A 21,597-nucleotide genomic window follows, 5' to 3' on the forward strand; every position below is an offset into this window, starting at 1 on the left:
GCCCTGCGATCCGATTCAAGTCTTGCTCGCCACCAATCCCGGCACTGCATGCACCAGAGCATTGATGGCGAAACCGATAAACATTACCCCGCACAACCGGGTGATCAACAGTTCATGACGCTGGTACACAGTGCGTACCTGCCGGGCGCCGACGATGCCAATGAGGATAGCGTAGGCGATTAGGCCTCCGATGAAACTTAGCGCGATCAGCCAGGGCAACATCGACCAGTGCAGCAACTCTGCACGACTGGACAGCAGTGCGGTGAACGTCGCCACCGCCACCGGATAGGCTTTAGGATTGGTCAGCCCGAACAGGATGCCATGCCAGAACGGCTGCCGTGCTGGCCCTTGAGGCACTTCGGCGCTGCTGCGCTTGGCACGTACTGCGCGCAATCCGAGCCAAAACAGGTAAAGGCCGCTGATCACACCCAACACGTCGAACGCCGTGCTGCCAATTTCCCGCGCGCCGACAATCGCTATCAGCGCCGTACTGCACCAGATCACATCGCCCAGTAAATGCCCGCAGAGAAACCCCGCCCCGGCCCGCCGTCCACGTGCAGCACCAATGCCCAATACTGCCAGCACGCCAGGCCCCGGTGTAATGGCATAGATAAAGCCCGAAGCGAGAACGGCCAGTAGCAGAGTGGGGGTCATGGGAACTCCTGTTCGAGGTGCGCTGAATGCTCGCGAGTCTACTGCGTTTGTTGAGCTAGAAGGGTACCGGCGGGACGTCACAGACCATTAATCGCTCGATTTCGTTCTTTAACCAATTCAACGCCTGATCCCCGCTCCGCCGTTTATGCCACGCCAGCACAAAGGTAAACGCGGGAATCTTGAACGGCGGCGGCACCACGATCAATGACCGCTCATCAACGCTGCTGACCGCGCGCGAGGCCACCGTGAGAATCAGATCTGTACCGCTGATGAACGCAGGGGCCACGCTCCAGTGTGGCAGACTGATCGACACACGCCGGCGAGCACGCAGTGCCGTCAGGGTCCGTTCGATTTCCGGTGTGCCACTGCCGCGCATTTCCAGCAGAACGTGGGGCCGTGACAGGTATGTCGGCAGGTCCAGCTCACCACCGGTTGGCAGGCTGTTACGGTCGACCAGGCACACGTAATGCTCATCGAATAACGCCGTGCTGCGCAGTTCGTTGGGTATCTCCGGAAACACTCCGGCCGCCATGTCGATGTCGCCATTCAGTACGGCATCAAGCATCCCTTCGCGACTGGCGTGGCTGATCTGCAGATCGATACCCGGTGCATCACGCCGCAAGGTTCGAACCAGCCCCGGCAAGACGATCGCAGCCCCGTAATCGGACATGGCCAGGCGAAAGGTGCGTTTGGCGGTGGTCGGATCGAACGTATTCGGCGCCAGCAGCGATTGCACCTGAGCAAGCACTTCGGCCAGGGGCGTGACCAACTCCAGCGCCCGCGGCGTTGGCACCAGCGTGGCGCCCGCGCGCACCAGTAACGGATCGCCGAGCAGATCGCGCAGCCGCGCCAGCGCATGGCTGACCGCCGGTTGACTGAGGTGCAGGCGCTCGGCTGCGCGGGTGACGTGTTGCTCCATAAGCAAAGCGTCAAGGATCACCAGCAAGTTAAGGTCAATACGCCTTAGATCATTCATCTGGTGCATGTTCTGCATAGCAATTTGGAATTTAAATCTGCGCGACGAATACTCTAGAGTCCAGCAAAACCTGTTGGAGTTTCATCATGACGACGTTGCATTGGGCCGGCCTGCTGCTGTTGGCCGTGATAGCCGGGGCGGTGGTGCCCTTTCAGAGTGCGATCAATGCCAATCTCGGCAGAGGTCTCGGACATCCGTTATGGGCAACGCTCGCGTCGTTACTGGTCAGCATTGCGGTGTTATTGCCGGTGATTGTGGCGATGCGCTTGCCCTTGCCAACGTTGGCATTCATCACCAAAGCGCCGTTATGGATGTGGGCCGGCGGTGCGTTTGGGGTGTGCTTTATTTCGCTGGCGCTGATGCTATTGCCCAAGTTGGGGGCGTCGGGGTTTATTGCATTGGCGCTGGCAGGACAAGTGGTTGCATCGCTAGTGCTCGACCACTTTGGGTTGTTCGGATTGGTCGAGCGGCAGATGACCTTGCCGCGCGTGCTGGGGGCGGTGTTGTTGATTGCCGGGGTAGTGCTGATCCAGTTCAGTGCCAGTCCGGGTAAGACGCTGGTGACGGCAGGTTGAGGGGAAACTCATGGACTTATCGGCGTCGGACCGCCCGCTGGGTGTAGTCTTGCCGCAATCAAAATCCCTGCCGATCAGTGCCAAGGTTTTACATGAAAAGCAGCACCACCCTCCTCGTCACCTGCAGCACTGTTTTCCTCGCCCAGTTGGGCATGAGCATTTACCTGCCGGCATTGCCGGAGATGGCCCGGTATCTGTCTGCCGATGCCTCGCAGGTTTCGTGGGGGCTGGCGGTTTATCTCATCGGTATGGCGCTGCCGATGTTGTTCTGGGGCAGTCTCAGCCAACGCATCGGGCGTAAACCGGTGTTGCTCGCGGCACTGGGTATTTACGGGGTGGCAAACCTCGCCTTGCCTCTGGGCCAGACGCTTGAATCATTCCTGGCGTTAAGACTGGTTCAAGGCATTGGCGCGAGCGGCATTTCGGTGATGGCCCGGGTGCTGATCCGCGACAGTTTTCGCGGTGACCTGCTGGCCAAAGCGCTGTCCTGGATTTCGATCTCTTTTGTCGTCGCGCTAGGGATAGGCCAGTACCTGGGCTCGATCATCCAGGTGACGTTGGGTTGGTCCGCCATTTTTTATCTGCTGGGCAGTGTGAGTCTTTTGATGGCAATGGGGGTGGCGCGTGTCCCGTTTCCCATTCGAGACGACGAGAGCGCCCAGTCATCCGCCTGGCGGAGTTACAGGCGAATCGTGTGTGACCGGGCCTTCGTGTTGCCGGCCCTCGCCGGTGGCCTCGGTTATGGGGTGATCATCGCGTTCAACACGGCAGCGCCGCTGATTCTGCAAGGCCCCTTCAACTGGTCCGCGGTGGATTACGGACTGTTGGGTTGGCCTATCAGCGCGGCGTATTTTTTGGGGGCATTGGCAGTCAATGGCTTCGTGCTTCGCACCGGCCAGCGACGCATGATGGTGGCCGGTGTAGGGCTGGTACTGTCCGGGAGTGCGGTGATGTTGCTGGGCAGCTTCTTGGGCACTTCAATCGCACTGCTGTTCTGGTTGCCCTACTGCGTTGCGGTGTTCGGTCAATCGTTGAACTACCCGATCAGCCTGTCACTGGCCAACGACGGCTCGCCGGTCGGCGGTGCGTATGCGATGGCGCTCAGCGGCTTCATCCACCAGTTGATGGCCGCTGTGATCGGCGCGATCGCCAGCCTGATCGCGAGCGAACAAGCCTGGCCACTTTCCTTGCTGTGTACCTTGCTCGCGCTGGGCGCGATGCTCTGCGTAAAGTTCGCGCCCGGCCATAAAACAACTTAAAACGCGCTGCGAAAAATCTCTTCGATCTGACGCTGATCCGCCGTCCGGGGATTGGTCAGGCCGCAGGCATCCTTGAGGGCGTTAGTAGCGAGGATCGGGATGTCGTTGAGCTTGGCGCCAAGCTCGCGCAAACCGGCGGGAATTTCCACGTCGTGGGCAAGGGTGCGAATGGCCGTAATGGCCGCTTGCGCGCCCTCTTCCGGACTGCAGCCGCGCGTGTCTGCACCCATTGCGTGGGCCACGTCGGTCAGGCGATCTGCGCAGACCAGCGCGTTGAAGCTCTGCACGTGCGGCAACAGCACGGCGTTGCACACACCGTGGGGCAAGTCGTAATAACCACCCAACTGGTGCGCCATGGCATGCACGAAACCCAGTGACGCGTTGTTGAACGCCATGCCCGCTAGGAACTGCGCGTAGGCCATGTTTTCCCGTGCCGCCAGGTCGCGGCCGTCGCGCACGGCCAGGCGCAGGTTGTTGCTGATCAAGGTGATGGCTTTCAACGCGCAGGCATCGGTGATCGGATTGGCGGCGGTGGACACATAGGCTTCGATAGCGTGGGTCAGCGCGTCCATGCCGGTGGCGGCCGTCAGGCTTTTAGGCATGGCAACCATCAGCGCCGGGTCGTTGACCGACAGCAGCGGCGTGACGTTGCGGTCGACGATGGCCATTTTCACGTGACGCGATTCGTCGGTGATGATGCAGAAGCGGGTCATCTCGCTGGCGGTGCCGGCGGTGGTGTTGATGGCGATCAGCGGCAGTTGCGGTCGGGTAGATTGATCGACGCCTTCATAGTCGCGAATCTGCCCGCCGTTGGTCGCGCACAGAGCGATGCCTTTAGCGCAGTCATGGGGCGAACCACCGCCCAGGGACACCACGAAATCACACTGGCTTTCCTTGAGCAGACCGAGGCCAAGCTCGACGTTGGCGATGCTCGGATTAGGCTTGGCGCCGTCGAAAATCACCGAGTCGATGTCCAGTTCCGCCAGCTTCCCGGCGATCATCGCCGCCACGCCGGCCTTGGCCAGCCCGGTATCAGTGACGATCAGCGCCTTGCGAAAGCCGTATTTGCCAATAGCGACCATGGCTTCTTCGAGGCAGCCGATGCCCATGATGTTGACGGCGGGAATGAAAAAGGTGCTGCTCATGAGCGAATCTCCTGACGGGAGCCGGATCGGCGAAGACGAACCAGCGGATACCGACAGGATCAACTCATCCAGGGTGCGGTAACTTGATCTGGCTCAACGTCGGGTCGTGATAAAGTCGCCGCCCATCAGACCTTTTGCTTTCGAGACGACCAACGCAATGACCGATTTCCAGGATGTTGATGCCCAACTTGAAGACTGGAACGCCTTGCGCACCACCGCTACGTTCAGCGGCTTGCTGCTGGGCAACGGCGCCAGCCGCGCGGTGTGGGACGATTTCGGCTACGACTCGCTGTTCGAAAACGCCCGCACCGTCGAAGAAAAACCCCTGAGCCAGTCCGAGCTCAGCGTGTTCGAGGCGATGCAGACGCGCAGCTTCGAGCAAGTCCTCAGCGCACTGAAAACCACCAGTCGCGTGAACAAGGCCCTGGCCGTCAGCTCCGCCGCGCCGCGCAATCGCTACTACGCGATCAAGGAAGCGCTGATCAACACCGTGCACGCGGTGCATATCCCCTGGCGACTGGTGGTGCCGGCGACCCTGGCGACCATCAGTGAGGAACTGGCCCGCTACCGGACGGTGTTCACCACCAATTACGACTTGCTCAACTATTGGGCCATTCAGCACCAGCCGGACTCCATCACCGACCTGTTCCAGGGCGCCGAACCGGGTTTTGATTTGAGCCGCACAGCCACCGAGAAAACCCGATTGCTGTACCTGCATGGCGGGTTGCACCTGGTACGCAATCAGGACGGCACCGCGCGCAAGCTGATGTCGACCGAGGGCACCTTGCTGGGCAGTTTCGCGATCAACAATACGATCAAGACGCTGGACGATGTACCACTGTTCGTCAACGAAGGCCCGTCGCAGGACAAGCTCAAGACTATTCGCAGCTCGGACTATCTGTCGTTCTGCTACGACCAGTTACTCGGTCATGACGAGGGGCTGTGCCTCTTCGGTCATGCCCTGGGTGAACAGGACAGTCACATCATTCATGCACTGCGTCAGGCGAAACCGAAGGTGGTCGCCATCTCGATCAAGCCGCGCAGCAAGGCGTTCGTTCTGCACCAGAAACGGCATTACGCGAAGGTGTTCGAGGGCACGGGCAGCGAGTTGCGGTTTTTTGATTCCAAGACGCACCCGCTGGGGAGTTCCAGGCTGACGGTCCCGGTTGAGGTCTGAAGCGATCCTTGTAGCACCGATTCGTACCCGTAGCAGCAGTCGAGCTTGCGAGGCTGCGTTCGACCGCGCAGCAGTCGCCCATCCGTACGACGCTGTCCATCTGGCACACTGCCGATAAATCACGACTGCTTCGCAGTTGAACGCAGGCTGCGCCAGCGGCTACAGGGATCACCTTCACTCTTCGCTGCTATGCACCACCACCAGCAACTGCGCCAGAACCTCACCCACTGACCGGATCCGATGAGGCTTCTGCGCATTGAAGTGCAGCGCATCCCCACGGTTGAGCAGCACCCGCTCATTCATGAAATCCACTTCCACCTGCCCTTCGTGGACGAACAAAAACTCCTCCCCGGTGTGCTCCTTGAACGCCTTGTCGACGAATTCGGTGGGCGGATAAATGATGAACGGCAGCAGACTGCGCTCACTCACCTGATGAGCCAGCACGGCGTAACCGGGACTCTGGTCATTGGCGGCCAGGGACTGGCGCTCATCGCTGCGCACCAGGCTGTAGCTGTCGAGGCTGACGCTGTCTTCGGAGAACAGCTCCTCGACCTTCACGTTCAGCGCCTTGGCCAGTTTCAACGCAGCCGCAATCGATGGCGTGTTCAAGCCCCGCTCGACCTTCGACAGATAACTCTTGGTCATGCCGGACTTCTCGGCCAAAGCCTCCAGCGTCACACCAAGTTTTTTTCTCAATAATTTCAAACGGATAGACATGTAGAGCGATTAATCCATCAAGGGAGCGACGTATTGTCCTTGCTAATGACACTTTGTGTCATATAGCCTATTTAGTGTCATTTGCATGAACCGAACGAAGGACACCGATATGGCCCGGACATTAGCACTACCCAAAGACCAACTGGTCAAGCAAGCGCTGACACAGATGCAAAATACCCTGGCGGATAATACGTGGACCGACCGGCAAAAGCTGGCACTGACCTGCCGTATTCTGTTCGAAAATGGCCACGATTCCGGCCTCGCTGGCCAGATCACTGCCCGCGGCCCACAGCCAGGCACCTACTACACCCAGCAACTGGGCCTGGGTTTCGACGAGATCACCGCGAGCAACCTGCTGCTGGTCAACGAAGACCTGGAAGTACTGGAAGGCCACGGCATGCCCAATCCGGCCAACCGGTTTCACAGCTGGGTATACCGCGCACGGCCGGACGTTAACTGCATCATTCACACCCATCCGAGCCACGTTGCGGCGCTGTCGATGCTCGAAGTGCCGCTGCAGATTTCCCACATGGACCTCTGCCCGCTCTACGACGACTGTGCCTTTCTCGAAGGCTGGCCGGGTGTGCCAGTGGGGAATGAAGAAGGCGAGCTGATTGCCGGTGCTCTTGGCGACAAGCGGGCGATCCTGCTATCGCACCATGGCCAGTTGTCCACGGGCACGACCATTGAAGAGGCCTGCGTCATTGCGCAATTGATCGAACGCGCCGCCAGGCTGCAACTGCTGGCGATGAGCGCGGGAACAATCAAACCGATCATTCCGGAACTGGGACGCGAAGCCCACGACTGGATTTCCAAACCCAAGCGCCACGGCGCCGCGTTCAACTACTACGCTCGGCAGAACCTGCGTCAACACGCCGATTGCCTGAACTGAACCTACCGATTTTCTGCAGGAGAGACACCATGTCGACCCCCACCATTCACGGCATCATCGGCTACACCATCACTCCATTCACCGCCAACGGCGAAGGCATTGATCTCGACGCGCTCGGGCAATCCATCGATCGCCTCATCGACGCTGGCGTTCACGCCATCGCACCACTGGGCAGCACCGGCGAAGGCGCTTATCTGAGCGATGCGGAATGGGATGAAGTCAGCGAGTTCAGCATCAAGCACGTGGCCAAGCGCGTGCCGACCATCGTTAGCGTCTCCGACCTGACGACTGCGAAAGCCGTCCGCCGTGCCCGCTATGCACAAACCCACGGCGCCGATGTGGTGATGGTGCTGCCGGCGTCTTACTGGAAACTTAGCGAAGCGGAAATCCTTGCGCACTATCGCGCCATCGGCGACAGCATCGACTTGCCGATCATGCTCTACAACAACCCGGCCACCAGCGGGACCGACATGTCGGTGGACTTGATCCTGCGGATTTTCAATGCCGTGGATAACGTGACCATGGTCAAGGAAAGCACCGGCGATATTCAGCGCATGCACAAACTGCAGCTGCTGGGCGAAGGCCAGGTGCCCTTCTACAACGGCTGCAATCCACTGGCGCTGGAGGCTTTTGCGGCGGGTGCGAAAGGCTGGTGTACTGCTGCGCCGAACGTGATCCCGCAGCTCAATCTTGATCTGTATGAAGCGGTACTGGCCAACGATCTGACCAAGGCGCGGGACCTGTTCTATCGCCAGTTGCCGCTGCTGGATTTCATACTCAAGGGTGGGCTGCCCGCGACGATCAAGGCCGGATTGCGCGCGACAGGGCTGGAAGTGGGCGACCCGCGATTGCCGGTGTTCCCGCTAAGCGATGCGGGCTGTGGTCAGTTGCAGGAGTTGTTGAAGGCGTTGCGCTGATCCAAAGGCAAATACACAACCGATGCAGGAGCGAGCCCGCTGGCGATGAGGCCATAACATTCAACATCTCTGTTGAATGCCCCGCCGTCATCGCGAACAGGCTCGCGCCTATTGGTGCGTTGTGTCTGACTCAAAGTACCGGCAGAGTCTTGTCCTTGATCACTGTCGTCGGTCCGTAGGACTTGACGCTGGCGATGCCTTTCTCCAGCGCAGCGGCGGAGGAGTAAGCCTCGCTGCTGCCAATGATCTCGTGGTTGCCGGCCTTCAGATTGAAATAGGGATGGCCGTCCTTGGTGCTCTTTCTCTCGTAGCGCTCATCCAGCGGGCTGTTTTTCTGGACCGAAGCAATGCCTCCATCGGCGGCGCTGCGGCTGGTGTAGTGCTCGCTGGTAAGGATGGTTTCAGCGTTGGCCGCCTTCAGCACAAACCGGAACTGACCGTTGCTGGTTTTGCTCAATTCGTACCATCCAGACATGCTCTTTCTCCTTGGCAAATAAGAGGGTTCGCGCTTCAGAGTAAAGACCAGGCCGGGATTTTTGTCGCCTGTACCGGCCTCATCGCGAGCAGGCTCACTCCTACAGTCGGTGTACGCAAACTGAAGGTGGGAGCGAGCCTGCTCGCGACGAGGCCGACACAATCACCGACAAACCAGCCTACTTCACCCCCGCCCGCACCACCGACAACTCCGGCGCCTGCACCCGTCGCTGGCTCAAATACCGCGTGCAACTCACCCGCAGGAACGAAGCGAAATTCACCACTTCGCCGCGGTAATCCATCACCTCTTCATAGAGCTTGGCGATCAGGTGATTGGTGGTCATGCCATCCGCCTCGGCGATCTCGCTGAGGATGTCCCAGAACTGGTTTTCCAGGCGCAAGGTGGTGACCACCCCGCAGATGCGCAGCGAGCGGGAGCGCGATTCGTAAAGAATCGGATCGGCTTTGACGTAGAGCTCGCACATGAAATGTCCCCCGTTACAGCGTGATTTGGGTGCCCAGCAATCCGAGGAAGCCGGCCAGCCAGCTCGGATGGGCCGGCCAGGCTGGCGCCGTGGCCAGATTGCCCTGGACGTGACCTTGCGTCACCGGGATATCGATGAACGTACCGCCCGCCAGACGCACTTCCGGCGCGCAGGCCGGGTAAGCGCTGCACTCGCGACCTTCGAGAATTCCCGCCGCCGCCAACAGTTGCGCGCCGTGGCATACGGCGGCGATCGGTTTGCCGGCCTTATCGAAGGCTTGTACCAGTTCAAGGACTTTGTCGTTCAAGCGCAGGTACTCAGGCGCACGACCGCCGGGGATGAGGAGCGCGTCGTAGTCGGCTTCCGCGACCTTGGCGAAGTCGAAGTTAAGCGCAAACAAATGACCCGGTTTTTCGCTGTAGGTCTGGTCGCCTTCGAAGTCATGGATCGCGGTACGTACCGTCTGGCCTGCAGTCTTGTCCGGGCAAACGGCGTGCACCGTATGGCCGACCATCAGCAGCGCCTGGAACGGCACCATTACTTCGTAATCCTCGACGTAATCGCCGACCAGCATCAGAATTTTTTTAGCGGCCATGGGGAGGGCTCCTTTGGGGAATGCGTGGAACATTCAAAGTAGTCTTTATCTGTGGGGGTGGGTAATAACCGGTTATTACGGTTGGGCTGTTGTTATGGATAGGTGGCAGCTTTTTTGGGGGGGATTTTTGGAAGCAAGATCAAAAGATCGCAGCCTGCGGCAGCTCCTACGTTGAGGGGATTACCCTCAACTGTACGGATATTTCTGCGCCTGACTGTAAGCGCCAAAACCACGGGTTTATGGCTAGATAAAGCGACTCCCGTCACCTTCGATTCTGGTTGCCATCATGTCCTCACGCGAAAACACCGGCATGGCCCTCGGTCTGCTCGGCGTTGTGATCTTCAGCCTCACCCTGCCCTTCACGCGCATCGTCGTGCAGGAAATGCATCCGCTGCTTAACGGTCTGGGCCGAGCGCTGGTCGCCGCGGTTCCGGCGGCGCTGCTGTTGTTGTGGCACCGCGAGAAATGGCCGACGTGGAAACAGTTCAAGGGGCTGACGCTGGTGATCGCCGGCGTGATCCTCGGCTTTCCGGTCCTGTCAGCCTGGGCGATGCAAACCTTGCCCGCGTCCCATGGCGCGCTGGTCAATGGGTTGCAGCCCCTTTGCGTCGCGCTGTATGCCGCCTGGTTGTCCCACGAACGCCCCTCGAAAGCTTTCTGGGCCTGCGCCGCCCTGGGCAGTGCGCTGGTGCTCGGTTACGCGCTGATCAGCGGTGCCGGCAGTATCCAGGCGGGGGACTTGTTGATGCTCGGCGCGATTGCCGTAGGCGGGTTGGGTTACGCCGAAGGCGGCCGGTTGGCCAAGGAAATGGGAGGCTGGCAGGTGATCTGCTGGGCACTGGTGCTGTCGACTCCGCTGCTGATCGGGCCAGTAACGTACCTGGCATTGCAGCATCAGGGTGCAATATCAGCCAGGACCTGGTGGGCGTTTGGCTACGTCTCGCTGTTTTCGCAGTTCATCGGTTTTTTTGCCTGGTACGCCGGATTGGCGATGGGCGGCATTGCTCGCGTCAGCCAGATCCAGTTGCTGCAGATCTTCTTCACCATCGCCTTTTCAGCGCTGTTCTTTGGTGAACACATCGAGCCGATCACCTGGCTGTTTGCCGCCGGGGTGATCGTGACGGTGATGCTGGGGCGCAGGACCGCCGTCCAGTCAACGGCGGGAGCACGCCTGATCCCGAAGGGGACATCGCATACAACATAACTGTTGAAGTCAGGTCGCCATTACGAGCGGGCTCGCCCCGCAGGATCAGAGGTACCCGTCAGCCCGCAACAGGGTTTCCAGACAATGTTCGCTGATGTGGTAGAAATCCTTCAGCTCCTGAATCTTCACCAGCAACTGAGCCGGGTCCACCGGCTCGGCACGTTTGACCGCCAGGATCATCTTGTTCTTGTTGGTGTGGTCCAGGGAGATGAACTCGAACACCTTGGTCTCGTATCCACAGGCCTCAAGAAACAATGCGCGCAAACTGTCGGTGACCATCTCGGCCTGCTGGCCCAGGTGCAGACCGTATTGAAGCATCGGCTTGAGCAGCGCCGGGCTCTGGATTTGCAGGCGGATCTGTTTGTGGCAGCACGGCGAACACATGATGATCGAGGCGCCGGAGCGGATACCGGTATGGATCGCGTAATCGGTGGCAATGTCGCACGCATGCAGCGCAATCATCACATCCAGCTCGCTCGGCGCGACGCTGCGCACATCCCCGCACTTGAACACCAACCCAGGATGTTCGAGTTTTTCGGCAGCGGTGTTGCACAGCGTGACCATGTCTTCACGCAGTTCGACGCCAGTCACCACGCCTTCGGCTTTCAAAGTGTTGCGCAGGTAATCATGGATGGCGAACGTCAGATAGCCCTTGCCCGAGCCGAAATCAGCCACTTGGACCGGCTTGTCCAATGCCAGCGGCGAGGTGGTCAGCGCATGGCTGAACACTTCGATGAACTTGTTGATCTGCTTCCATTTCCGCGACATCGCCGGGATCAGTTCATGTTGCTTGTTGGTCACGCCCAGATCGGCGAGGAATGGCCGACTCAGGTCAAGGAAGCGGTTTTTCTCGCGGTTGTGCTCAGCGGACGGCACCTCACGCAATTGCTGAGGTTTACTCTTGAACAGCGAACTTTTGCCCTTTTTGCTGTATTCGAGCTGAACTTCATCGGTCAACGACAGCAAGTGTGCATTCTTGAACGAGGCAGGTAACAGCGAGGCGAGTACCTCGACGCCCTCGGCAAGGGGCAGGTTTTTGGTGATGTCGCGGGTTTTGTAGCGATAAACGAAGGACAGGCAAGGCTGATCCTTGACTGTCAGCTGCTTGACGATGAGTCGCTGCAAGTCCGCTTCGGGGCCCACGTACTTGGCCAGCACCAATTTGATGAAGGCGTTCTGATCGAGGCTCGATTGCAGCAGATCAACGAATTGAGCGTGGTGATCCGGCGCGAGACTGGCAGGAGTAGCGGTGATAGACATGAAAGTAACGGCCTCGGGCGATGCGGATCGGGAATGGCCGTTATTTTAGGGGGGATGGAGTCTTAGGGCACGGTGTTATTTTTCCAGGCCCTGGTCGCTCCGTCCCAAGACCTGAATGTTTGATCACTGACTTCAGGGCTCAACCAAGCGAAGTTTGCGATTATTCGGCGAATTAATAATGTATTTGACGATCAATCCCACCGGTACCGCCCAGGTCAGGCCATTGGCCGGATCAGTGATTACCGCGATGGTTTCCGTGCTTGCGTCCATATCCAGACGGCGGCGGTCGTTGCTGGATTTGAGGAGGCCATAGGCATGACTGACCAGCCTTTCAGCCAAATGCATCGGCACATCGAGATCCTGCAAGTGCTTGACGGCGCGACAGAACAATACCTGGTCATCGATCAATGTATCGGTCTGATGTCGAGCCAGGAACGAGCGGGCAATATCCAGCAAATCCTCATGCAGTTCAAAATACTCGTCAACTTCCGTCATGCTCAGGACTCCGGGTGCAATTCTGACGACGCGGGGCTGACCACAACGGGCCGGGCGGCGCTGCGCAAATCCGGCCCGGCGAACGGCAAACGCACAGCGGGATTGGGCATACCACTCGGAGACAATTCATGGGTCATTTCGAACTCGGCCCGCACCGACCAGCCGCAGGCTTCGGACGTGCATTGCAGATAAGCCACTCGCAGGAATATATGACGCCCTTCGCTGGTTCGAATGCGCATCCGGCTCAGGCAGTGCGGACAAACCATTTTGTAGGTGCTCATGCTTGAATCCCGGAGGTCATCTGGTGGTAATCAACCTGATCAAACGCAATACTGCTTGACGCACTGATCGGCACGGTCCGGCCATGCGAATAACGTCTGCCAGACGCAAGAAAGTGCATCGGGCAGTCGCTGAGTGGGTACAAGCCAAGCTCGTAGGAAATTACCCTGATACCATTAGGAAGTTTCGACATCGTGTTCTTCTGACTCATAGTGGAAGATTGATTACTCACAAGATAAAAACAACTCATTGTGCATACGTTAGGTATTCAAAAAGCATATGTCAAAAGGAAAACGCTCAAATTGCGTAGCAAAAAATCACAAGGCGTCCTGGCTCGCCTGAAGCATATTACCGGTACAACTACCGATGCTTCTTTGTCATCAGCGCTAAAAATTAGCCCGCAGACCCTTAGCAGCTGGAAAGGTCGCGACAGCACGCCATACTCATTATGCGTAGAATTGGCGCAAGCACGGGGCATCTCTCTCGACTGGTTATTGCTGGGTGTAGGGCCGATGCTGCGGCAAACACACGTAAACACCCTCGAAACCAGCCGGGAAAACACCCTGCGTGAAAATACAGTGCTCGCGCTGTGGCGCTTGCTCGACGACGATGATCGCTGTGTCATACAACGCGCACTTGAAGAAAAGACGCGCTTGCGCGATCTGGAACTCAAGCTGGCGGAAATGTCCTCTATCCTGTCGGCGCTTCAACACGTTAACGACACATAACGTAATAGAAGCCCCCGCACGCGTTACTTCAATGCATACCACAACACCATGATGTTTCCGCCGCTACGGAAAATCAGCGCGCACGCCAGGACACTGATTCCTGCATGCCATGGGCTGACGGGCGTAAACGTTAGCAGTACGTCCATGCCCGCCAGGCAAAACAGGCTTCCACACAAACTGATCATCAGACCATCTCGCCAACAACGACGTGCTTCGTCTCGCCGATAACAGGCCAGCCTGAATGCGCTCAGCAAATGAGCAATACCCGTTATGTACACAAGGAGCGTCATTGCACCACTCATCACCCTCGCCCTCTCAGGTGCCGGATGATTTCGCCAATACCGACGCCATCAATCCATTGCATGACCTTGATGCTGAGGGGGATGACGATCAGTGCGCAGAGAAATGCCGTCACGCCCCCGGTCAGAAAAGGTGCCAGCGGCAACGCGACAGGTGTGAACAGGTAGCCGACGCCCGCCGACAACAATAACGAGCCGATACGCTGCCAGGCCTTGAAGTTACTGCGAGTCGTGGTAACGAGCCATGCGCCGAGCGCGGCACCGAAGAGTGCCTCACCGTCGATAGAGGGCAGTGTGCCGATACCCAGTCCCAGCAGCAGTCCGCCGACACTGTTATAGGCCGAATCAGTGACGCTCATCAGAGCCTCCCGATTCACTCTTTTCGACGTTGATGAAGCCCAACTCAATCGCTTTGAGCAAGGCCGCACTGCGTGAATTGACGGCGAACTTGCGGCGGATATTGGTGAAATGAAAGTTGACCGTCGACTCCGAGCAGTTCTGGATTCTGGCTATTTCCCAGGACGTTTTACCTTGAAAGCACCACAGCAAGGCTTCGGTTTCTTTCGCCGTCAGTTGTGCGGGCGGACGCTCTTCGCCACTGAGCGAGGCACATAAAAAAGGGTCGAGCGGTTGATTCGCAGACATGACAAAACCTCCCTCCAGGTCAGAACGCCCGATGCAGGGCGTTCGTTAATGGAAGGAGATGTTGAAGACAAGCAGGAACTCAAACAACGGGATGGGTTTGTAATAAGCAGAGGCACAAGTGACCGGTGATGCTCAGCCCAACACCACCAGCCGATTCGGCAACTCGTTCCTCACGTGCGTCACCGGCACATGCACTTTCAGCAACTCGCCGCAAGCTTCGACGCACGTTACGAAACCCTGCAGCGTCTGCCCCTGCTTAACCTGCAAAGTGAACGCCGACACAATGTCATCCCAGCTCTTGTTGTCGAGACGGCTGGAGATGCCTTGATCCACCAGAATCTCGACATAACGCTCGGCTTCGCAAACAAAGATCAGCATGCCGGTGCCACCCGCAGTGTGATGCAGATTCTGCTCGAGGAACTGCCTGCGCGCCAGGTTCGAGGCGCGCCAATGACGCACTGAACGGGGGATCAAGCGGGTGGTGATTTTTGGAATTCGGAACACCAGGCACAGCACGATAAAACTGGCCCATTGCACCAGCAGCAGACTGTGCAAGGTCAGCCAGCCGGTCAGGTAATGCACGACACCCGGCACCACCAGCGCCAGCAGGCTGGCCCATAACAAAGGGATATACGCGTAGTCGTCGGCGCGAGCAGCGAGCACGGTCACCAGCTCGGCGTCCGTATCGCGCTCGACACGGGCAATCGCTTCGGCGACTTTGCGTTGTTCGTGTTCATTCAGTAATGCCATTTCAAAGACGCTCGCTCATTATTTTTCTCACCAGCCACCCGACGAACCGCCGCCCCCGAAACTGCCCCCGCCACCGCTGAAGCCCCCGCCGCCACCGCCACCGCCACCAAATCCGCCGCCGCCGAAACCGCCTCCCGAACCGCCTCGACCACCACCGCTGGGCATGATGCCGAGCATTTGGCAGACGAAAACCGTCAGAATGAACAACATCACCAGAAACACGAATACCCCAGGGTGCCGCGACAGGAAGTCAGCACCCGGATCGCCTCTGGACTCATACACCGTGGACGGTTCATCGAGCGGATTACCACCCAGCACCACCAGCATCGCGGCGACACCGTCGCTGATGCCTTTGCTGAAGTTGCCGCTCTTGAACGATGGCGTGATCACCTGATTGATGATCACCGAGCTCTGCGCGTCAGTCAGGCGATCTTCCAGCCCATAACCGACTTCGATGCGCAGCTTGCGATCATCACGCGCAACGATCAACAGCGCGCCGTTGTTCCTGTCCTTCTGACCAATGCCCCAGTAACGACCCAGCTGATAACCGAAATCCGCGATATCAGTGCCCTGCAGATCCGGCACCGTGACCACCACCAATTGCTCGCCAGTGGTTTTCTCATGGGCCTGGAGCTGCTGGGTCAGCTGGTCGCGCACGGAGGGATCAATCATCCCGGCGTTATCGACCACCCGCCCGGTCAGCTGGGGAAATTTCAACTCGGCCTGTGCCGCCAGGGTGAACACCCAAAGCAGCAGCACCAGGCCAACTTTCAACACGCGCATTGGCAACCTCATCCGTGCACCAGCAGACCGGCTTCTACAGGGTTATTCACCTGCCATCACTGCTGGTGGTGATATTTCAGAATTTCACTTGAGGTGCTTTGTCCGCATCGGGGCTGGTCGCCTCGAAGGTTTCGCGGATCGGCAAATCACTGTACATCACGCTATGCCAGAGGCGACCCGGGAAGGTTCGGATCTCGGTGTTGTACTTCTGCACCGCCAGAATGAAATCACGACGAGCGACCGCGATACGGTTCTCGGTGCCTTCGAGCTGCGACTGCAACGCCAGGAAATTCTGATTGGCCTTGAGGTCCGGATAACGCTCCGACACCACCATCAGCCGGCTCAGCGCACCGGTCAGCTGATCCTGCGCTTGCTGGAATTGCTTGAGCTTTTCCGGATTGTCGAGGGTGCTGGCATCCACCTGGATCGAAGTGGCCTTGGCCCGGGCTTCGATCACCGCGGTCAGGGTTTCTTCCTCATGCTTGGCATAGCCCTTCACCGTCTCCACCAGATTGGGGATCAGGTCGGCGCGACGCTGGTACTGGTTCTGCACCTGACCCCAGGCAGCTTTGGCCTGTTCATCGAGGGTCGGAATGTTGTTGATGCCGCAACCCGCCAGCAGTGTGGTCAGCAACAACATGGCTGCCACTTGCAGGCTCGATCGATAATGGTGTCGTACGTTCATCTGGTTGACGCTCCCTTGCACATTCCGTTGAAAAAACAACCTGCGAACTTTGAACACGGCTCTTGGGGCATAATCGGCGCCGCCACTGGATTGCATCCAGCCGATGGGCTAAAAGATGCTCCAGGATTAAAACAGTTCAGAAGTTTGCTGCATTTACCTGAACAACAATAGTCGCTCCCTAAATTTTGGCTGACCGGCGCGTCGTCACTGCCGTTTAGGCTTTCGAGAAAACTATTCATGAAGAAGCTGTGTTTGCTGGGCCTGTTCGTCAGTCTGGCCAGTCATACCGTACTGGCCGCCACGACGCCCGCACCTCTGGAAAACAAGGACGCCTTCATCAATAACCTGATGAAGCAAATGACCCTCGATGAAAAAATCGGCCAGCTACGCCTGATCAGCATAGGCCCGGAAATGCCACGCGAGATGATCCGCAAGGAAATCGCCGCCGGCAACATCGGCGGCACGTTCAACTCGATCACCCGCCCGGAAAACCGTCCGATGCAGGACGCGGCGATGCGCAGCCGTTTGAAGATCCCGATGTTTTTCGCCTATGACGTGATCCACGGCCATCGCACCATTTTCCCGATTCCCATCGCTCTGGCTTCGAGCTGGGACATGGACGCCATCGGCCTGTCCGGGCGCATTGCCGCCAAGGAAGCCGCCGCCGACAGCCTCGACATCACGTTCGCACCGATGGTCGACGTCTCCCGCGATCCGCGCTGGGGCCGTACATCCGAAGGTTTCGGCGAAGACACCTACCTGGTGTCGCGCATTGCCGGGGTTATGGTCAGGGCCTTCCAGGGCACCGGTGCAAACGCGGCCGACAGCATCATGGCCAGCGTCAAGCACTTTGCCTTGTACGGCGCTGTCGAAGGGGGTCGCGACTATAACGTCGTCGACATGAGCCCGGTCAAAATGTACCAGGACTACCTGCCGCCCTACCGCGCCGCCATCGACGCCGGTGCTGGCGGGGTAATGGTCGCGTTGAACTCGATCAATGGCGTGCCAGCCACTGCCAACACCTGGCTGATGAACGACCTGCTGCGCAAGGAGTGGGGCTTCAAGGGCCTGACAGTCAGCGACCACGGGGCGATTTTCGAGCTGATCAAGCACGGCGTTGCCGCTGATGGCCGCGAAGCCGCGAAGCTGGCGATCAAGGCCGGCATCGACATGAGCATGAACGACACCCTCTACGGCAAAGAGCTGCCGGGACTGTTGAAAGCCGGAGAGATCGAGCAGAGCGACATCGACAATGCCGTGCGTGAAGTCCTTGCGGCCAAGTACGACATGGGCCTGTTCAAGGACCCGTACCTGCGCATCGGCAAGGCCGAGGATGACCCGGCCGACACCTACGCCGAAAGCCGCCTGCACCGCGCCGAAGCGCGTGATGTTGCGCGCCGTAGCCTGGTGTTGTTGAAGAACCAGGGCGAAACCCTGCCGCTGAAGAAAACCGCGAAGATCGCCCTGGTCGGTCCGTTGGCCAAGGCGCCGATCGACATGATGGGCAGCTGGGCAGCCGCCGGCAGGCCTGCGCAGTCCGTCACCCTGTTCGACGGCATGACCACCGCGCTGGGCGGGCAATCGACGCTGATTTATGCCCGTGGCGCCAACATCACCAGCGACAAGAAGGTCCTCGATTACCTGAACTTCCTCAATTTCGATGCACCGGAAGTGGTAGACGATCCACGCTCGGCTCAAGTGCTGATCGATGAAGCGGTGAAAGCCGCCAAGGACGCGGACGTGGTGGTCGCCGCCGTGGGTGAATCCCGCGGTATGTCCCACGAATCCTCCAGCCGCACCGACCTGGACATCCCGGTCAACCAGCGCGAGCTGATCAAGGCCCTGAAAGCCACGGGCAAACCACTGGTGCTGGTGTTGATGAACGGCCGTCCACTGTCGATTCTCGAAGAGAGGGATCAGGCCGACGCGATTCTGGAAACCTGGTTCAGCGGTACCGAAGGCGGCAATGCCATCGCCGACGTGCTGTTCGGCGACTACAACCCGTCGGGCAAACTGCCAATCACCTTCCCGCGCTCAGTGGGTCAGATTCCGACTTACTACAACCACCTGAGCATTGGCCGGCCGTTTACGCCGGGCAAACCGGGCAACTACACCTCGCAGTATTTCGATGACACCACCGGCCCCCTGTTCCCGTTCGGTTTCGGCTTGAGCTACACCAGTTTCAGCCTGACCGACATGGCGTTGTCGTCGACCACGCTGAACAAGACCGGGAAGCTCGACGCCAGCGTCATGGTGAAAAACACGGGCAAGCGTGACGGCGAAACCGTGGTGCAGTTGTACCTGCAGGACGTGACCGGTTCGATGATTCGCCCCGTAAAGGAGCTGAAGAACTTCCAGAAAATCATGCTCAAGGCCGGCGAACAGAAAGTCGTGCACTTCACCATCACCGAGGATGACCTGAAGTTCTTCAACGCTCAGCTCAAGTACGTGGCGGAACCGGGCAAGTTCAACGTGCAGATCGGCCTGGATTCTCAGGACGTGACGCAGCAGAGTTTTGAGTTGCTGTAACCCTTCGGACACTGCGAATCACTGTGGGAGCGGGCTTGCCCGCGATGAGGCCATAACATCCAACAGCTACGTTGTCTGTCAGGCCGCCATCGCGGGCAAGCCCGCTCCAACAATAATTTGAGTGTGTGACGACTATCCCCGTCGATCCAGCAGATTTACCACCAGCCGATCCACCCAGCCCCAGATCCTTTGCTTCACACGCCGCCACAGCGGCCGGCGTTGCCATGCCTCCAGGCTCACCTCCTGGCTCAACGCAAAATCCTTCTCGAAACTCGCCGCCACTGCCCGGGTCAGTCTAGGATCAAGGGCCTCAAGGTTGGCTTCCAGATTGAAACGCAGGTTCCAGTGATCGAAATTGCACGAGCCGATGCTGACCCAATCATCGATCAAGACCATTTTCAGGTGCAGGAAACACGGCTGGTATTCGAAGATTTTTACCCCCGCCTTGAGCAGGCGCGGGTAATAACGATGGCCGGCGTAACGGACCGATGGATGATCGGTACGCGGCCCGGTGAGCAACAGGCGCACATCAACCCCTCGTGATGCGGCGCGGCGCAGTGAGCGACGGACTTTCCAGGTCGGCAGGAAATACGGCGTGGCCAGCCAGATCCGTTTCTGCCCGCTGTTCAGCGCGCGAACCAGCGACTGCAGGATGTCGCGGTGCTGGCGGGCGTCGGCGTACGCCACCCGGCCCATGCCCTCGCCCGTGGACGGTATGCGCGGCAGTCGCGGCAAACCGAAATGCGAGGCGGGCTTCCAGGCTCGGCGATGGCGGTTGGCGATCCACTGGCGGTCGAACAGCAGTTGCCAGTCGATTACCAGAGGGCCGGTGATTTCCACCATTACTTCGTGCCACTCGCTGACATCTTCGCCCGGCGTCCAGAACTCATCGGTGACCCCCGTGCCCCCGACCACCGCCAGGCTCTGATCGACCAGCAACAGTTTGCGGTGATCGCGATAGAAGTTGCCCACCCAGCGCCGCCAGCTCAAACGATTGTAGAAACGCAGCTCCACACCCGCCGCCATCAATCGCTGCCGCAGGGTGAGGGTGAAGGCAAGGCTGCCGTAGTCATCGAACAGACAACGTACGCGCACACCACGCTCGGCTGCCTGGATCAACGCTTGCACCATGGCCTCGGCGCACGCGCCCGCCTCGACCAGGTACAGCTCGAGTTCGACCTGTTCCTCGGCGCGGGCAATCGCCACCAGCATTCGCGGAAAGAACTGCGGACCGTCGATCAGCAGTTCGAAGCTGTTGCCTTCACGCCAGGGAAAGATCGCACCGGCCATGTCAGCGCGCCGTGAAAATCAGCACCGCACCCACCGGCACTGACAGACTGATCGCCGACAATCCGGCGACGTTGCGCAACCGTTCCAGACCGGGTGCCAGGTCGAAGTCTTCGGCATTGATCACCAAAGGCTCGAGCGTCACCACCTGGAAACGTCGATCATCGAGGCGGGTCGCCAGCAGCTCGGCGTTGTATTGGTGGGTTTTACCGTGAAGATTGACCGTGACTGGCAAGCGCAATTCAAGTTGAGCACCGGGCGCGAGATCGTTGATCGGGCGTAGATCAATTTGCGCAGTGATCAACGCATTGGGAAACGTCTGGATCTCGAACAGGTCCTTGCGCATGCGCTCATCACGCAACGGGATGCCGCTGTTCACCGACTCCAGCTCGACTTCCACCTCGGCCAGGCCTTTGGGATCGACCTTGCCGTGCAGCACCAGAAAGCGCTGCACTTCAGAAATGTGGGTATTTTTGGTGCTGATGAACGACAACCGCGAGGACTCGCCATCGAGGTACCAGTTGGCCTGGGCCGACAGCGTGGTGCCGGCCAGCAGGACAAAAGCGAGGTTTTTACAGAGGGACCGCGTGAACATAGAGACTCGTGGGCAGATAAACCTGAGCGAACCTTAACCGCCCGCGAAACAATTGCAAACTTGTTGCCGCTGGCGAAGGCTGCGTTCGGCGGCGAAGCCGTCGCAAACCAGGCACTGGGGAGTTTCAGGTAGACCTGTATGGCCGGATTGGCGACGGCTTCGCCGCCGAACGCAGCCTTCGCCAGCTGCTAC

General features: G+C 58.9%; 25 protein-coding genes. 8 read left to right on the forward strand and 17 right to left on the reverse strand.

Going from position 1 to position 21,597, the window contains the following annotated elements; genetic code table 11:
- Window positions 1-15: 15 nt before the first annotated feature.
- Window positions 16-654, reverse strand: coding sequence for a LysE family translocator (locus H7698_RS08730; RefSeq protein WP_162440503.1), 639 nt, complete (start codon window positions 652-654; stop codon window positions 16-18).
- A gap of 55 nt (window positions 655-709) precedes the next feature.
- The gene (locus tag H7698_RS08735; protein ID WP_442966274.1) at window positions 710-1,630 is read right to left on the reverse strand and encodes a LysR family transcriptional regulator; all 921 of its coding nucleotides are present in this window, start codon (window positions 1,628-1,630) and stop codon (window positions 710-712) included.
- 86 nt (window positions 1,631-1,716) lie between these two features.
- On the opposite strand from H7698_RS08735, the gene H7698_RS08740 reads away from it, so the two are divergent.
- A complete protein-coding gene (locus tag H7698_RS08740) occupies window positions 1,717-2,205 on the forward strand; it encodes a DMT family transporter (RefSeq protein ID WP_194691147.1) in 489 nt (162 codons plus the stop codon).
- A gap of 92 nt (window positions 2,206-2,297) precedes the next feature.
- Window positions 2,298-3,464, forward strand: coding sequence for a multidrug effflux MFS transporter (locus H7698_RS08745; protein ID WP_194691148.1), 1,167 nt, complete (start codon window positions 2,298-2,300; stop codon window positions 3,462-3,464).
- Here the strand turns inward: H7698_RS08745 and yiaY are convergent.
- Window positions 3,461-4,609, reverse strand: a complete 1,149-nt coding sequence (yiaY, locus tag H7698_RS08750) for an L-threonine dehydrogenase (protein WP_194691149.1) — start codon at window positions 4,607-4,609, stop codon at window positions 3,461-3,463. The two genes, H7698_RS08745 and yiaY, sit on opposite strands and share 4 nt — an antisense overlap.
- Before the next feature lie 157 nt (window positions 4,610-4,766).
- Here yiaY and H7698_RS08755 point away from each other — a divergent pair, with 157 nt between their 5' ends.
- On the forward strand, window positions 4,767-5,786 hold the full coding sequence (locus H7698_RS08755; RefSeq protein WP_194691150.1) for a DUF4917 family protein: 1,020 nt from the start codon (window positions 4,767-4,769) through the stop codon (window positions 5,784-5,786).
- A 174-nt stretch (window positions 5,787-5,960) separates the two neighbouring features.
- On the opposite strand, the gene H7698_RS08760 is transcribed toward H7698_RS08755, so the two are convergent.
- A complete protein-coding gene (locus H7698_RS08760) occupies window positions 5,961-6,503 on the reverse strand; it encodes a helix-turn-helix domain-containing protein (protein ID WP_194691151.1) in 543 nt (180 codons plus the stop codon).
- 109 nt (window positions 6,504-6,612) lie between these two features.
- Between H7698_RS08760 and H7698_RS08765 the strand changes: the two genes are divergently transcribed.
- Both H7698_RS08765 and H7698_RS08770 read left to right on the forward strand, forming a co-directional pair.
- Complete coding sequence (locus H7698_RS08765) at window positions 6,613-7,395, forward strand: aldolase (protein WP_194691152.1); 783 nt, start codon at window positions 6,613-6,615, stop codon at window positions 7,393-7,395.
- Window positions 7,396-7,424: 29 nt separating this feature from the next.
- Window positions 7,425-8,312, forward strand: coding sequence for a dihydrodipicolinate synthase family protein (locus tag H7698_RS08770; protein ID WP_194691153.1), 888 nt, complete (start codon window positions 7,425-7,427; stop codon window positions 8,310-8,312).
- Between the two features lie 130 nt (window positions 8,313-8,442).
- Here H7698_RS08770 and H7698_RS08775 read toward each other — a convergent pair whose 3' ends face one another.
- The 3 genes from H7698_RS08775 to H7698_RS08785 form a co-directional block, all read right to left on the reverse strand.
- Complete coding sequence (locus H7698_RS08775) at window positions 8,443-8,787, reverse strand: YegP family protein (RefSeq protein WP_162438633.1); 345 nt, start codon at window positions 8,785-8,787, stop codon at window positions 8,443-8,445.
- Between the two features lie 178 nt (window positions 8,788-8,965).
- Window positions 8,966-9,271, reverse strand: a complete 306-nt coding sequence (locus H7698_RS08780; RefSeq protein WP_162438632.1) for a ribbon-helix-helix domain-containing protein — start codon at window positions 9,269-9,271, stop codon at window positions 8,966-8,968.
- 13 nt (window positions 9,272-9,284) lie between these two features.
- Complete coding sequence (locus H7698_RS08785; protein ID WP_194691154.1) at window positions 9,285-9,866, reverse strand: DJ-1/PfpI family protein; 582 nt, start codon at window positions 9,864-9,866, stop codon at window positions 9,285-9,287.
- Window positions 9,867-10,152: 286 nt separating this feature from the next.
- On the opposite strand from H7698_RS08785, the gene H7698_RS08790 reads away from it, so the two are divergent.
- Window positions 10,153-11,070 carry a DMT family transporter gene (locus tag H7698_RS08790; protein WP_194691155.1) on the forward strand — a complete coding sequence of 306 codons (918 nt, stop codon included), beginning with the start codon at window positions 10,153-10,155 and terminating at the stop codon, window positions 11,068-11,070.
- Window positions 11,071-11,115: 45 nt separating this feature from the next.
- Here the strand turns inward: H7698_RS08790 and H7698_RS08795 are convergent, their stop codons facing one another.
- From H7698_RS08795 to H7698_RS08805, 3 genes are all read right to left on the reverse strand, one after another.
- Entirely contained in the window at window positions 11,116-12,330 is a 1,215-nt protein-coding gene (locus H7698_RS08795; protein ID WP_194691156.1) for a class I SAM-dependent methyltransferase, read from the reverse strand.
- A gap of 132 nt (window positions 12,331-12,462) precedes the next feature.
- The gene (locus tag H7698_RS08800; protein ID WP_194691157.1) at window positions 12,463-12,825 is read right to left on the reverse strand and encodes a hypothetical protein; all 363 of its coding nucleotides are present in this window, start codon (window positions 12,823-12,825) and stop codon (window positions 12,463-12,465) included.
- A 2-nt stretch (window positions 12,826-12,827) separates the two neighbouring features.
- On the reverse strand, window positions 12,828-13,106 hold the full coding sequence (locus H7698_RS08805; RefSeq protein ID WP_162438627.1) for an ogr/Delta-like zinc finger family protein: 279 nt from the start codon (window positions 13,104-13,106) through the stop codon (window positions 12,828-12,830).
- A gap of 300 nt (window positions 13,107-13,406) precedes the next feature.
- Here H7698_RS08805 and H7698_RS08810 point away from each other — a divergent pair, with 300 nt between their 5' ends.
- Window positions 13,407-13,832, forward strand: coding sequence for a helix-turn-helix domain-containing protein (locus tag H7698_RS08810; protein ID WP_162438626.1), 426 nt, complete (start codon window positions 13,407-13,409; stop codon window positions 13,830-13,832).
- 301 nt (window positions 13,833-14,133) lie between these two features.
- Here H7698_RS08810 and H7698_RS08815 read toward each other — a convergent pair whose 3' ends face one another.
- The 5 genes from H7698_RS08815 to H7698_RS08835 all read right to left on the reverse strand — a co-directional run bounded on the left by H7698_RS08815 (window position 14,134) and on the right by H7698_RS08835 (window position 16,994).
- Window positions 14,134-14,490: a putative holin gene (locus H7698_RS08815; protein ID WP_162438625.1), complete on the reverse strand. Its 357-nt coding sequence runs from the start codon at window positions 14,488-14,490 to the stop codon at window positions 14,134-14,136.
- Window positions 14,477-14,776, reverse strand: coding sequence for a helix-turn-helix transcriptional regulator (locus H7698_RS08820; RefSeq protein ID WP_162438624.1), 300 nt, complete (start codon window positions 14,774-14,776; stop codon window positions 14,477-14,479). Before H7698_RS08820 ends, H7698_RS08815 begins: the two co-directional genes overlap by 14 nt.
- A 132-nt stretch (window positions 14,777-14,908) precedes the next feature.
- Window positions 14,909-15,526, reverse strand: coding sequence for a TPM domain-containing protein (locus H7698_RS08825; RefSeq protein WP_194691158.1), 618 nt, complete (start codon window positions 15,524-15,526; stop codon window positions 14,909-14,911).
- 27 nt (window positions 15,527-15,553) lie between these two features.
- Window positions 15,554-16,309, reverse strand: coding sequence for a TPM domain-containing protein (locus tag H7698_RS31620; protein ID WP_194691159.1), 756 nt, complete (start codon window positions 16,307-16,309; stop codon window positions 15,554-15,556).
- A 76-nt stretch (window positions 16,310-16,385) separates the two neighbouring features.
- Window positions 16,386-16,994, reverse strand: a complete 609-nt coding sequence (locus H7698_RS08835; protein ID WP_162438621.1) for a LemA family protein — start codon at window positions 16,992-16,994, stop codon at window positions 16,386-16,388.
- 237 nt (window positions 16,995-17,231) lie between these two features.
- Between H7698_RS08835 and bglX the strand changes: the two genes are divergently transcribed.
- Window positions 17,232-19,523, forward strand: coding sequence for a beta-glucosidase BglX (gene bglX, locus H7698_RS08840; protein ID WP_194691160.1), 2,292 nt, complete (start codon window positions 17,232-17,234; stop codon window positions 19,521-19,523).
- A gap of 132 nt (window positions 19,524-19,655) precedes the next feature.
- Here the strand turns inward: bglX and H7698_RS08845 are convergent, their stop codons facing one another.
- Both H7698_RS08845 and H7698_RS08850 read right to left on the reverse strand, forming a co-directional pair.
- A complete protein-coding gene (locus tag H7698_RS08845) occupies window positions 19,656-20,813 on the reverse strand; it encodes a phospholipase D-like domain-containing protein (RefSeq protein WP_194691161.1) in 1,158 nt (385 codons plus the stop codon).
- Window position 20,814: 1 nt separating this feature from the next.
- Window positions 20,815-21,405: a YceI family protein gene (locus H7698_RS08850; protein ID WP_194691162.1), complete on the reverse strand. Its 591-nt coding sequence runs from the start codon at window positions 21,403-21,405 to the stop codon at window positions 20,815-20,817.
- Between the last annotated feature and the right edge of the window lie 192 nt (window positions 21,406-21,597).

The organism is Pseudomonas sp. p50(2008), assembly GCF_015351605.1.
Lineage (GTDB): Bacteria > Pseudomonadota > Gammaproteobacteria > Pseudomonadales > Pseudomonadaceae > Aquipseudomonas.